Origin of the sequence: Streptococcus ovis DSM 16829, assembly GCF_000380125.1 — a bacterium.
Classification (GTDB): Bacteria; Bacillota; Bacilli; order Lactobacillales; family Streptococcaceae; genus Streptococcus; species Streptococcus ovis.
Map to the genome: position 1 here is coordinate 196,024 of NZ_KB904579.1, position 13,157 is coordinate 209,180.

At 38.5% G+C, this 13,157-nt stretch carries 13 protein-coding genes; 2 read left to right on the forward strand and 11 right to left on the reverse strand.

Translation table 11 applies throughout. The annotated features are described in order from the left end of the window. Positions 1-59 precede the first annotated feature (59 nt). From A3I9_RS0107475 to A3I9_RS0107515, 9 genes are all read right to left on the reverse strand, one after another. The gene (locus tag A3I9_RS0107475; RefSeq protein ID WP_245538930.1) at positions 60-1,172 is read right to left on the reverse strand and encodes a serine hydrolase; all 1,113 of its coding nucleotides are present in this window, start codon (positions 1,170-1,172) and stop codon (positions 60-62) included. 235 nt (positions 1,173-1,407) lie between these two features. Further along, positions 1,408-2,067: a CPBP family intramembrane glutamic endopeptidase gene (locus A3I9_RS13020; RefSeq protein WP_018378417.1), complete on the reverse strand. Its 660-nt coding sequence runs from the start codon at positions 2,065-2,067 to the stop codon at positions 1,408-1,410. A gap of 10 nt (positions 2,068-2,077) precedes the next feature. Continuing rightward, entirely contained in the window at positions 2,078-2,257 is a 180-nt protein-coding gene (locus A3I9_RS0107485; protein WP_018378418.1) for a bacteriocin, read from the reverse strand. Between the two features lie 348 nt (positions 2,258-2,605). Further along, entirely contained in the window at positions 2,606-2,920 is a 315-nt protein-coding gene (locus tag A3I9_RS0107490) for a bacteriocin immunity family protein (RefSeq protein WP_018378419.1), read from the reverse strand. Further along, the gene (locus A3I9_RS0107495; RefSeq protein ID WP_018378420.1) at positions 2,917-3,150 is read right to left on the reverse strand and encodes a Blp family class II bacteriocin; all 234 of its coding nucleotides are present in this window, start codon (positions 3,148-3,150) and stop codon (positions 2,917-2,919) included. Before A3I9_RS0107495 ends, A3I9_RS0107490 begins: the two co-directional genes overlap by 4 nt. Before the next feature lie 285 nt (positions 3,151-3,435). Beyond that, positions 3,436-4,023, reverse strand: coding sequence for a CPBP family intramembrane glutamic endopeptidase (locus A3I9_RS0107500; protein ID WP_156809181.1), 588 nt, complete (start codon positions 4,021-4,023; stop codon positions 3,436-3,438). A gap of 597 nt (positions 4,024-4,620) precedes the next feature. Further along, the gene (sodA, locus tag A3I9_RS0107505; protein ID WP_018378422.1) at positions 4,621-5,226 is read right to left on the reverse strand and encodes a superoxide dismutase SodA; all 606 of its coding nucleotides are present in this window, start codon (positions 5,224-5,226) and stop codon (positions 4,621-4,623) included. Between the two features lie 173 nt (positions 5,227-5,399). Continuing rightward, the gene (holA, locus tag A3I9_RS0107510; RefSeq protein ID WP_018378423.1) at positions 5,400-6,434 is read right to left on the reverse strand and encodes a DNA polymerase III subunit delta; all 1,035 of its coding nucleotides are present in this window, start codon (positions 6,432-6,434) and stop codon (positions 5,400-5,402) included. 62 nt (positions 6,435-6,496) lie between these two features. After that, entirely contained in the window at positions 6,497-7,867 is a 1,371-nt protein-coding gene (locus tag A3I9_RS0107515) for a D-alanyl-D-alanine carboxypeptidase family protein (protein ID WP_018378424.1), read from the reverse strand. Between the two features lie 152 nt (positions 7,868-8,019). Between A3I9_RS0107515 and A3I9_RS0107520 the strand changes: the two genes are divergently transcribed. Beyond that, positions 8,020-8,886 carry a helix-turn-helix domain-containing protein gene (locus A3I9_RS0107520; protein WP_018378425.1) on the forward strand — a complete coding sequence of 289 codons (867 nt, stop codon included), beginning with the start codon at positions 8,020-8,022 and terminating at the stop codon, positions 8,884-8,886. Between the two features lie 80 nt (positions 8,887-8,966). Then, on the forward strand, positions 8,967-10,154 hold the full coding sequence (locus tag A3I9_RS0107525) for an MFS transporter (RefSeq protein ID WP_018378426.1): 1,188 nt from the start codon (positions 8,967-8,969) through the stop codon (positions 10,152-10,154). 412 nt (positions 10,155-10,566) lie between these two features. On the opposite strand, the gene A3I9_RS12630 is transcribed toward A3I9_RS0107525, so the two are convergent. Both A3I9_RS12630 and A3I9_RS13025 read right to left on the reverse strand, forming a co-directional pair. Further along, positions 10,567-11,913: an LPXTG cell wall anchor domain-containing protein gene (locus A3I9_RS12630; protein WP_018378427.1), complete on the reverse strand. Its 1,347-nt coding sequence runs from the start codon at positions 11,911-11,913 to the stop codon at positions 10,567-10,569. 217 nt (positions 11,914-12,130) lie between these two features. Continuing rightward, positions 12,131-12,883, reverse strand: a complete 753-nt coding sequence (locus tag A3I9_RS13025) for a collagen-binding domain-containing protein (RefSeq protein ID WP_156809182.1) — start codon at positions 12,881-12,883, stop codon at positions 12,131-12,133. Between the last annotated feature and the right edge of the window lie 274 nt (positions 12,884-13,157).

Here is a 13,157-nt window from a genome sequence, read left to right on the forward strand (position 1 = left end):
TGATTTTGAAAACGATTCCCAAACATTCCGCTGTGATATGAAGCGTCCATATTTCCTTATTAAGCAAGGCCGTTTTCATTCACACGGTGCCACTCATTAATGACGTAAGTTAAGGCCACTAGCTGCATGTAGCCATAATCATTAATTTCCTCACTAGTCTCTGTTGATCCCCCTAGATAGCGAGTATAAATCGCAATTAAATAGGGACCTTCTTCAAATACCATCGCATCCACATTTAAAGCCTCTGCTACATAACCAGGCTTTTGGACAATCCGAAGATCTGGCAAATAGGTCTTGTAATACTGCCCATCAAAAGATTGCTCCATAAAGGAAATGATATCTGCATATTTTTCCTGATGATTGTATAGATACTGCAGAACTTGAATATAATAATCCGTCGAGGTCTTGTTGTCTTCACGACGAATCGTTGGCACTTCCCCCTTGGATTTTCCATATCGGTCCATCATAGCAAAAGCGGCATCCATTCCTCCCAACCTCTCTGCCAATGCGTAGGCTGGTGTATTCTCCGAATAAACCAAGGAATACTCTTGCATATCTGGGATAGTCATTGCTCCGCCAAATTGTCCAACATACGCATCGTGTTCAAATTTGTATTCATAAGCTGTCTGAGTAATGTCAAATCGCTCTGTCAGGGTGAATTTTCCTTCAGCAACAGCATCCACCACCAGCATATTCAACGGCATTTTATAGGTAGAACCCGCTGTCATTGGTTGCGTTTCATTCATCGAAAATGAATGACCTGTCGCAGGATTTTTATAGGAAAAAGCTACCTGTGAAGGATCAATCCCGCAATCTGCTAGATAAGCCTGTACCACTTCCACCAAGCCAAGATGAGCATAATCATAATCCAGTCCTAGCAACTGCATGCGCTCAAGATCGGCTGCCATCACCGCCTGCTTGGCTTCCTCAGATTTTGTTAATTCTTTTGGTGGCTCATTACTTGAAGACGAGGCAATGGCCACATGTCGCATGACTACACCACTTGCCGAAGCAGAGGGAGATTGGATACTTGATTTCTTATCAACAGTAGCCCCCTTCATTAGGCTACTCGCTCCAAATAAAACAAGAAAAGGGAGAGCTAATAAGCCTACCATCCCTAGTATAAAGTGTATTTTTTCCTTTTTTCGTTTGTCCACTCTAGCACGCCGCATTATCCAATCAGACTCCACTCATTTTCCATATCTCTTACTCCTTATTATATCATAGTTGCTTTCTTTTATCAGCACTCTTTCTTCTTTTTAAACATTCTACTATGATATATCTACTATTGGCTAGATTGAGGTGGTCTCTTCTCAAATTTTATATTTGTAAAAATAAAATCTTTTTCCCCTTCTTTTTTTTGACAATATGAACCTCGTCTCATCCACAAAATCAGTTTTCTGTTCCCTATCCATATATGAATGTAAGAATTAGCCACGAAATGAAATTGATAAGAAAATGCAAGGCCAGAGAACAAACCAATCGATTTGTTTTCCGATAAAGAAGACTAAATATCAAACCTAATACAAAATAGTGGATAAAATCAGTTAATAGTAAGCCCTTATCCATCACATGAAGCAGGGCAAAAAGACTAGACGAAACAAGGACATCAATATAATACGTTTGCCATGTTTCTAGCCACGTCATGACCAAAGCACGAAAAACCAATTCTTCATATATTGGAGCTGCAATTACCATTAACAATAATGAGATAACAACTGTATCCGAACTACCGATAATACTTTCTGTAATTTGCTGATTTTGAGTAACAGGAAAGAGGACACTCCCTATTCCATTCCAAAAAATAACCAATACATAACAGAATAGTACTAAAGCCATATATCCCAATCTTGGCTTTCTAAACTGTAATACGTTTTGTTTCCCCAACCCCTTTATAATATAAATACTGATAGCAACGATACAAAGCTCAATGAGAATCTGTCCCATATAAAAAACAGTGTCTGATGCGGAGCCTAGAAAAAAGTTTAATACAATCGATTTTGCATAGATGGATACAAACAAAACAAATCCAGTTAAACTCGCTAATGTTACTTGGTCCTTTTTCATAACTAATCCTTTAATTTCGTCTATTCTTTTTTACCCATTCACCAGCTGCACCAACTGCCCAATTCCAGGGATTGTTAAATACAGGGTATGAACCAGCAACCTGACCACCAATGATGATCTGACGCATCTGTTGACCACCTACAACGACTTGTAACTGTTCTTCATTCAATGTTTTAAATTGTGTATTCATCTCGAATACCTCCTTTTTTGTAATATTGTGTCTCATTTCAACTTCGACACCTTTAGTATAACCGCAAAATGGAATGAAACTTCTTCATTGCCTGAACAGCTATCGAAACGTCCTAAATGGTCTCATTAATATTAATGAAAACTAATAGAATAGCTACGGTAATAAAAACGGCAATCCACTCAAAAATCCATGCAATAGAATTGGGTAGTGGATGCAATAATTGGTTTTCTTATAGTAGAATGCAAATAATAATCCTAGAATGAGATAAGTCAGGAAATCGGTTAGCATTAAACCACGCCATAAGACGTGACTCAGATTTTGTAAAGTCTTTTGTTTCGTATTTGCATATTATTTGAACAATCCAGACAGACTCATTGCAATCATTTGTAGAAATGAAAGTTTCCCCCTGTATTTAGAAGGTGAATTGGCAATCCAAACTCCAAAGTCAATAACAGATTTAGGAGCTGAGTAATGATGCGTCATCAAATACAATGAGATTGTTTGACTAAGATTTGCAGAAAATCTTATCAAATCATATTCTTTCGTCAAATCATAGACTTCTGTCAACTTATTTTGAAACATCTCTTTCAATTCCGGTATTTGATTTACACTTTTGTCTGCAACAAGCAATTCCAATCTTTTTATTAATTCTGCTTTCATCATGGAATAATAACTCCAAAACCTGGTCTTGGATGCCAAGGGCCATAATTCACCCAACCATTACCAATCACTTGGGCAGTATACCCCCACAATTCCTTCTGATCTGCCGAACATTTTGCTCTACCATTCACATCTCTACAATAGATACCAGGAGCAACCTTACCTCCACCTTGAATACCCGCAAGCATCTCAGTATCCATCTCCTCAAACTGTTCCATTATGTTTGTATTCATCTCGGATACCTCCTTTTTGTAATATTGTGCCTCGTTGCAACTTTGACATATGTAGTATAACTGAAAAATAGAACGCTACTTCTTCATTTCCTGAATGGTCATTGAAATGTCCTAAATGGTCTTAAAATGAAATAACACCTCTCAAGATACTGTAATTTCTGTTTTCAGAATGATAACAAAGTAAATAACTAATAGTTCTTTTTATTATGCTCATTTACCATACCAACAGCACCAGCAATCCCATCACTCCAATGATTAGCAACTAATGAACTTAGAATAGCTACCCTATATAAAAAACGGTAATCCATTCAAAAATCCATGCAGTAGAATTGGATAGTAAATGCAATCATTGGTTTTTCTATAATAGAGCGCAAACAATAATCCTGGAATGAGATAAGTCAGGAAATCGGTTAGCAATAAACCACGCCATAAGACGTGACTCAGAGCAAACAGCAAAGCTGAAACAACGACATCTATATAATATTTCTTCAAAAACGCTAGGGCAGTCATGACTACTCCACGATATACTATTTCTTCTAAGAGTGGCCCTATAACTACAGTAGATAAAATAAAGAACAGCTGCATAACTTGATCATAAGGATTATAAGACTCCATCAGCGCAGTCTGATTTCTTGTTTGAGGAAAATGAGTAACTACAAAAATATTCCATGCTAAAATAAGTATTAGAAATAAGAAAAAATAACCAATATAGGAAGCTTTGTATTGGAATTTAAATATCTCCTTCGTTCCATATTTCCACATAGTCCAAACCGAAAGTGCAACAACAATTATTTCCAGTCCTAGAACAGTCAATTCATAGGGAATATCAGGTAAATGATAGACAAAATCAAGACGTAAAATAACATCAATCATGACTAAAGTACACCACAATATGAGACATGTTAGACAATAAAAATGTAATTTGGTTTTCTTCAAAATAGTCCTCCTTTTTAACGCATTTCACAATCATTCACAACTTTCTTCATATACGACATAACCTATTTTTCTTGCCATCATCTAAAGCTCTACGACAGCTACTCCCCCTAAATATTTATCTATTTTACCATATATTTTATCATAAAATCCACTATGAACAGCCTACACCAAATAACTCATCTGCTGTTGTAGTTGTTATTAAAAACAAAATAAAAAAAAGAGACTTTCGTTCTCTCATTCTTGTCCGTTAAGAGGAGTTTAGACTGTTGATTCCTTCACCTTTCTTTATCAAAACCATTTCATCTAATAGAGGATTCCGCCCTTTCTCCGATTTTAACAACCAAAAAGAACTGACCTAAGTCAGTTCTATGGGTATTATTTAGCTGCTTTGTAGAGCTCGTCAACCTTGTTCCACTCCTCAGTTCCATCGGCTAAACGCTCGATGTCACACGGAAAGCCCTATGGGGCCTCTCCTAGAGGACTAACTAACTTTTTAAGGAGAATTATATCGTTCTCCTTAAAAAGTGTCGCCATTTATTTTGCTGCTGCGTACAATTCAGAAACTTTATTCCAATTAACAATTTCAAAGAATGCTTTGATGTAGTTTGGACGTACGTTGCGGTAGTTGAGGTAATATGCATGTTCCCAAACATCAAGCGCCAAGATGGGTTTCAAACCTGACATGATTGGTGTATCTTGGTTCGGAGTAGATACCACTTCCAATTTACCTTCTTTATTGACAACAAGCCATGCCCAACCTGAACCAAAACGAGTCGTTGCTGCTGCTGTAAATGCTGCTTGAAAGTCTTCAAATGAACCGAATGTTGCATCAATGTCTGCTGCCAATTCAGCTGAGATTTCTGTCTTTTCAGGAGAAAGCAATTCCCAGAAAAGCGCGTGATTCAAGTGACCACCACCATTGTTGATAACTGCTTGACGGATATCTGCTGGAATAGACTCAACATCTGACAAGAGTGCAACAAGATCTTCACCAATTTCAGGGTGTTTTTCAAGAGCAGCGTTGGCATTTGCAACGTAAGTCGCATGGTGTTTGTCGTGATGAAGTGTCATTGTTTCTGCATCAATATGTGGCTCAAGCGCATCGTATGCGTATGGAAGTTCTGGTAAAATAATTGCCATGATTACATGTCCTCTTTTCGTTTTTCTAGTTTCATTTTATCGGAAAATAGCAGAGCTTTCAACTGATTTGCTCACTCATCGTCCACAAATAAACCTTTACAATCTCGCAAGCAAAATGGCTACTCTATCGAGTTATCAAACACAATCTGCATTGAATTTCCCTCATGGCCATCTTATTTACTGGGAGCAATTTTGAGCAAGGCAATATCAAATAAATACTCCTTATCCAAACGACCTGTTTTGATGGCGTAATCCGTTTCAATCAAGGTAGTGACAACCTTTTTTAAGAATCCAATTGACAAAGTTTTAGAATCTCTCAAAGCATACTTCACTTGGTATGGATTGACCTTTCGTCCCAAGTAAGTCGACAAGTCTGTCACCATCTGACTTTCTGATTTCCCTTCTCTCTGGAGCAATTGCACCTGTAAAAACATCCGGAACTGGGTCAAAAGAATGGCTAGAAGCTTAATTTCATCTTCTCCTTGCAAACGGAGGTCTCTGACTAGGCTCCTGGCGGCATCTGTCTGACCGGCCAAGATCATTTTAGACAAATCAAAAATATTATCTTGCAAGGTTTTGGGAATCGCAACTGTGATATCTTCTTCAACAATCACCCCATCTGGTTTAAAGGCCTGTAAAAATGCAAGATTCTTGGTCACTTCTGAAAAATCAAAATTTGATTTGATAAGGAGTTGCTCAAAAACAGCATCAGATAATTGCAAACCATCCTTTGTAATTTTCTTTCTAAAATAGGTGCGAATATCTGCTTCTTTTAATATTCCCGCTTCAAATTGCACCGCATCTCGTCTTAACAATTTGACCAAACGTCGCTTACTGTCCAATTTCCCTGGCGCTAGCAGAATCAAACGTGTCGTCTCAGAAGGCTGTTCAAGATAGGCTTCAAATCGCTTGAGCTCTTCCTCACTCAGATATCGTTTCTTATCTGTCGTTACATCCACAAAATAATCTAAAATCACAATTTTTTCATCTGCAAAAAAAGGGAGTGACACTAAATCCAGCTCTATCTGTTCATAAGCGGCTTCGGACATATCAAAATAAGCAAAAGACAAATCTGCTGAATCAAATTCGATTTGCTGCATTAAAGCATCTTTTGCCAACTGGTATTGCCCTGCATCCTCTCCGGACAACACTGTCAATAGACTAAGGGAATCTCTTTTTAATGTTTGAATTTCTTCGATTGCTACCATATTGCCATTATACCATGTTTAGATAAGAAAAACCGCTAGAAATTTCTAACGGTTTATGATTTTTAAAATAATTTACGTCCACGCTTACGACGGCTGTAAGTCTGACTGTCAGCGGTCTTTCGTGCAGTTTTTTTAACCCCTCTGCGACTTGCAAGTACTGCTCCCCCTACAATAACGATAAGAACAGGAATCGAAAGATAGACTTCTTTAGGAATTTGTGTCAAGAGCGGCGTTGCTGATTGCTTTGCAGGTTGCGAATTACTTGTGGTATCGCTTGAAGCTGTGGCAGTTACATCAGCTTCTTTCACCGAGACACCACTCATAGGATCCAGACTACCAGCTACCTTCAATAACTGATTCTCAATCACCAGTTCCGGTGTTTCTCCTTCTTTGACCAAGGCATACAAATCTTTGTCAGTGACAACTGTTTGACCATTAATATCTTGCTGTCCAGCTGGAGCAACGACTTGACGTTTATAGTTTGTAAAGACATTTTCAAGCAGAGTATTTACAAAGTAATGACGGTAATATTCCCCATCTTGAATCGCCCAATCACCTACGCCAAGGACCACACTAATCAAGCGGACATCCCCACGTTTTGCCGTTACAATGGAATTAAAACCTGCTGAAGGACTTGAACCAGTCTTCAATCCATCTACTCCTTCAAATCCATACTTAGCTCCTGGCAATGAATAGTTATAAGCATCAAATGTTTCTTCCAGTTCGGTACCTGCTTTGACTGTAACACTTGGCTGATTGGTAAATTCCAATACATCAGGGTGTTTTTTAATCAAATGATAAGCCAAAATGGCCATATCTTTTGCAGTGACTTCATTGGTCATATTTGGATCATAACCTTCAGGAGCATAAAATCCTTGGAAAGCTGCTACAACAGCTCCTGTCGCGTTATAAAATGTTGTATTACTCATGCCCAATTCTTTAGCAGTATCATTCATCAGTTGCAAGAAAGAAGCATCACTTCCTTCATGAATCAAGTGAGCCAACATCAGCGTCGTCACATTTGAAGAAGGGACTAGGGTCATTGTTAAGAGTTCACGGACTGTGTAGCTCTTACCTGCTATAATTTTATTATTACTTAAGGCATAGATACTTGCAATGGCTTGGTCATTCTCAGTTGCGACAACCTCTGTATCCATACTGATTTTTCCTTGCGAAATTGCCTCCATGGTTAAGTAAACAACCATTGTTTTGGTCGTGCTAGCGGGATCCCATTTCAAGTCAATTTCTTGACCCCAAAGCAATTGTCCTGTATCTGCATCAATGACAATAGAAGCCTTAGGTAACATTTCTGCTGTCGCTGGATAACCGGCATTTTGCGTCATTGTCAATAAGTCATCTTCTGCCGCTACTGACAAGCTCCATGTGCCCAATAGTAACACTACACTACATAAACCAAATAAAAACTTCTTCATCTGCCCATCCTTTTTTAAAATATCTTATTTATTATACCATAGATGGGAAAATGAGAAAAATATTTTCTAAAAAAAGCAGAAAAAACAGTTTGCATATCTGGGAAATTCCAACCATTTCTACAGAGCGTGTTATAATAAAAACGGAGGTAGTTATGGAGAGTAAACAGCTAGGCGCAACATTTCAAGAATTAAGAAAAAATCGGCATATTCCCCTCAAACAAGTGGCAGATGCCCGTGTTTCCTTGTCGCAACTTTCCCGTTTCGAGCGGGGCGAATCTGAACTTTCTATCAGTAAATTTTTGGCTGCGCTGGAAAATATCCATGTCGAAGTCAAGGAATTTATGGATGCTGTGTCCGATTACCAACACACCGAACAAATTCGCTTTATGAGTTGCTTGATTGACTTAGAATATAAGCGTGATATAGAAGGTTTTCGAGAGATGCAAGAACAGGAACAGGCAAAATTCAAGGCTGCTCCTGACCAATACCGCTACCAACTAAACAGTATTCTTCTGCAAGGTTTTATCTGCAAGTGCGATCCCGATATTCCTTTTCCTCAAGAATACCTACAAATCGTGACAGACTATCTCTTTCAGACAGAAGATTGGAACATCTATGAATTGATTTTAATTGGAAATCTCTATCTTTTCATCGATATTCCCCTCCTTCATAGAATGGGACAGGAAATCTTGAAACGCAGACACTACTACAAGGAAATTGCCACTCACCGCAATCTTGTTACAGTCACCATTATGAATATCTGGGAAACCTGTCTCCACCGCGATGCTTTAGAAGTGGCTGCTTTCTACAAACAAGAAGCTGAAAAGTTCGTTCAAAATGAGACCAAACTCTATGAAAAAACGATTTTTCTCTTTTTAAACGGTCTCCACGCCTACAAGAGTGGAAAGATTTTGACTGGCATTGAAGATATGAAAAATGCTATTCAGATTTTTGATTGGCTGGATTGTCCTCACATGGTTAACAATTATCAAAAAGACTTTGAACGCTTCGTTCGTTAAAAAAGAGCATATCTGCAAGTTTTGAAAAATCTCCACGAAAATCGTGTATGATAAACACACATTTTCTTGGAGGTTTTTGTATGCAGAAAAATGAATTCAAACTCTTGACCAGTCGCGCTGTCAATAAAATAGGAAATGTCATGTATGACTATGGCAATAGCACTTGGATTGCAGGGATAGGCAGCATCGGACAAAAGTATCTAGGTTACTACCAACTAGCTGAAAATCTGATTTCCCTTTTTCTAAATCCTTTTGGAGGGGCTGTTGCTGATCGCTTTAAGCGACGGAAAATCTTATTGGCAACGGATTTTACTGGTGGTCTCATGTGCGCCCTGCTAGCTCTACTGGGTACCGACCAAATTATGCTCTATGGACTGATTACAGTTAATGCGGTCCTTGCTATCTCGCACGCCTTTTCTGGAACATCTTTCAAATCCTACGTTGTCACCTTAGTGGACGAAGACCGATTGGTAGCTTTCAACTCTCATCTAGAAGTAGCTTCACAGATTATCAGTATTTCCTCGCCCTTATTAGCCTTTTTGGTCGTTGATCGCTTTGGTCTTAGAACGACCCTCCTCTTAGACAGCCTGACTTTCTTCCTCTCCTTTTTCCTTCTCTGGTCCATTCGCCATGAAGAAACACATGTGACAACGAAGAAAGAACCTGCCAGTTTCACAGCTATTCTTAGGGATATCAAAGAGGGGCTTGCTTTCGTTTTTCACGAAAAGGAGATTTTTTTCCTCTTAGTGATTGCAGCGCTGGTTAATTTTTTCATTGCCGCCTTTAACTACCTCGTACCCTTTAGTAATCTTCTTTTTGCTGACAAATCAAGCTATGCAACGCTTCTTTCGATGGGAGCTATCGGTTCGATCTTAGGAGCTATTTTCGCCAAGCGCCTCTTTCGTAACTCTTACAATAGCATCTTGATTTCTTTAGCTCTTAGTGGACTGGGACTCGCCATCATCACACCACTAGCCCTGCTTCATCTTCCAATCCTTGTCATTGTTGCAGGTAATCTCATCTTTGAATTTTTCCTGACTATTTTCAATATTCACTTCTTTTCTATGGTTCAAAAGCGTGTGCCAAATGAATTGCTTGGACGGGTCTTTAGTTCTATCTTTACAGTTGCCGTCCTCTTTATGCCACTAGCAACGGGTTTGATGACGTTACTCCCCTTTTCTATCAATGTATGGACTTTCTCTGTCATCGGACTAGGTATCCTGATGACGTCAGGCATAGCCTTTGGTTTCAGTAAGAAACATCTATAAAATGGACTGACTCCTTCAAAACATGTAAACCATTTACAATTCTTTCCCCTTATCATTGTAACTTCTTACAGTAAAGAGTATTCATTTTTCTGTTTTCCCCTATTCTAAATTAGGCCGATAGAAAAATCATGACGATTCAGCGAGCCATTCTATACCAATTCGGGATTTCTTTATTGGCATTGGATGCGTTCCTCGATCAAACTTCCCAACAAAGAGGCTGTGACAAATAGATTTTTAGTTTAGAAAATCTATAGCAATAAATCTAATTTTCTAATAAAATCTATATAAAAACGAACAAAGACATTCTATAAACATATAAGAGATAGTCTTTGTTCGTTTTTTTGTTTTATTGTTCAGAGTTTTGTCTCAAACNCNTTCTATTATTNATGATAGGAATTTTAACATTTAAGTCTTAATTTTTTTCCTTACGTGACACAAATAAGAATCCACCAGTTAAAACAAGTACTGACATACCTGCCACAACAAACCAAGAATTGGTAGATGAACCTGTTTTTGGTAGATTTGGTTTTCTAACAGTTGTTGTTACTCGAGGCAATACGGTACTTGATGTTACTGTTGAAACCATCGTCGTCAGATGACTCGTCGTGGACTCTGTGGTAGTCGGACGACTTGTCGTTGACGTCGTAGTCGTGGACTCTGTTGTGGTCGGACGACTTGTCGTTGACGTCGTGGTCATGGACTCCGTCGTAGTTGGGTGACTTGTCGCTGACGTTGTGGTCATGAACTCCGTCGTGGTTGGACGACTTGTCGTTGAACTTGTTGTCGGAGTCTCTGTTGTTGTTGAACGACTTGTCGTTGAGCTTGTGGTAGTTGACTCCGTCGTGGTTGGACGACTTGTCGTTGACGTTGTGGTCATGGACTCTGTCGTGGTTGGACGACTTGTCGTTGAGCTTGTGGTAGTTGACTCTGTTGTGGTCGGACGACTTGTCGTTGAACTTGTTGTCAGAGTCTCTGTTGTGGTCGGGCTACTTGTCGTTGAGCTTGTGGTAGTTGACTCTGTTGTGGTCAGGCTACTTGTCGTTGAGCTTGTGGTAGTTGACTCTGTTGTGGTCGGGCTACTTGTCGTTGAACTTGTGGTAGTCAACTCTGTTGTTGTTGGACGACTTGTCGTTGACGTTGTGGTCATGGACTCTGTCGTGGTTGGGCTACTTGTCGCTGACGTTGTGGTCATGGACTCAGTCGTGGTTGGACGACTTGTCGTTGAACTTGTGGTAGTCAACTCTGTTGTGGTCGGGCTACTTGTCGTTGAACTTGTGGTAGTCAACTCTGTTGTGGTCGGGCTACTTGTCGTTGAACTTGTAGTAGTTGACTCTGTTGTGGTCGGGCTACTTGTCGTTGAGCTTGTGGTAGTTGACTTCGTCGTGGTTGGGGTAACCGTAGTTGTTTTTTTCTTTTTATTAACAACTTTCACTTCTATACTTTTTCCAGATTTTCCAGAGCCTTCTTGGAAATCCCACCGATGCGTTTCACCCGTTTTAACATTGACTGTATCGGCAATAATTGAACCATCAACATTTTGACCGATATTCACCGTGTCACCAACAGCAAGAATACTGCCTAAAAAAGGGGCTGCTTTGTTAATATTGATAACTTGTCCATTTGTCCGATTAGTAAAATTCCACAAAACACGCGCATCACCAAAATTTTCTGTTTCTTTCGAATTTCTATCAGTACCATCTGTATACTGTAATTTAGTTTGAGCACCAATATCTATTTGATTTGCATGTTGAGTATCCACATTGACAATGATACTTGGTCCATTCTTGTTAATTCCTTTAATAAGAATTGGTCTATCTTTTTCAATTTCATCCTTCGTAAGAGAAAGATAGATGAAACTACCTGAACTGAGATGCTCATCTTTGATAGAAAACTTCTGTTCTTCCCTATTTAATTCATAACCATCTAAGCTGGCAGTTTCTTTAAAGAAGTAATTTCCTTTCTCTAAACCGTCAACCTTAAATTTTCCCGTGAACAGTCTTCAACCCTTTTTTGATGGGGTCGGATTGACCTTCTTTATATAAATCAAATGTCACTCCATCTAGTGGTTTACCTGCATCGTCTGTTTTATGTAGGGTCACAGAACCAGAAGGATTTGACTGTGCCTTACTGATGTCAAAATACCGATTGTTCTCATCAATAAAATTTTTTTCAATTCCTAGAGTTTGAGGATTACCAGCCATTGCGTTTGAGGACAATTCCAATTTCTTAAATTCTTCAGCAAAATCAATATAGGTTTTTCCATGTTTATCTTGAAAGACTTCATCCTTTTTCAAATGATCTAGTGTAATGCCATTGGCTGCGACTCTATTTCCATTATCAACCAGAGTTAGTGCTACACTTTCCCCAAAGACAACTTTATTTGTTCTTTTATTATTTGAAGTAGTAAATGAGCTGCTAGCAATGGACCCTAGCTTTTGAATATAGCTAATATCCTTTGCCAGAGTCCCTTCATGAATACTTGTTCCAAAGTTGGATGTCGTATTGATCAGATTTCCAACGGCAATATTTCCACTAGTATGGGCAGTTAAACTTGCTGTGTTAGCAAATATATGGAACTGGTTACTAATACCAAGTAAACTACTGCGTGTAATATCGTCATCTACTTTACCACCGTCTGGAAAAGTAGTTTGAGCACTGACGGACATTCCGTTTGCTAGAGTAGACCCACATATCACAAGTGTTAAAAATAGAGATCGTATTTTTCTCACCCCTATTCACCTCCTAAAATATTAATACTTTTATATAGTTACAAATATATATTGCTTTATTATTTTTGTCAAGTATATACTTGCAACAATACAAAAAAATAATTGCAGAGATGATTCATTTTTCAATATATAATCCATTTAAATCTCTTTCATAACAAGTATTAATCCCATTTAAAAAAAGTAGCTCTTTAAAAACATCAAAATTATCTTACTGTTACCCAAACGTAGAATTCAATGAAATAATAATATAAATGCATTTTTATAAATATTTACG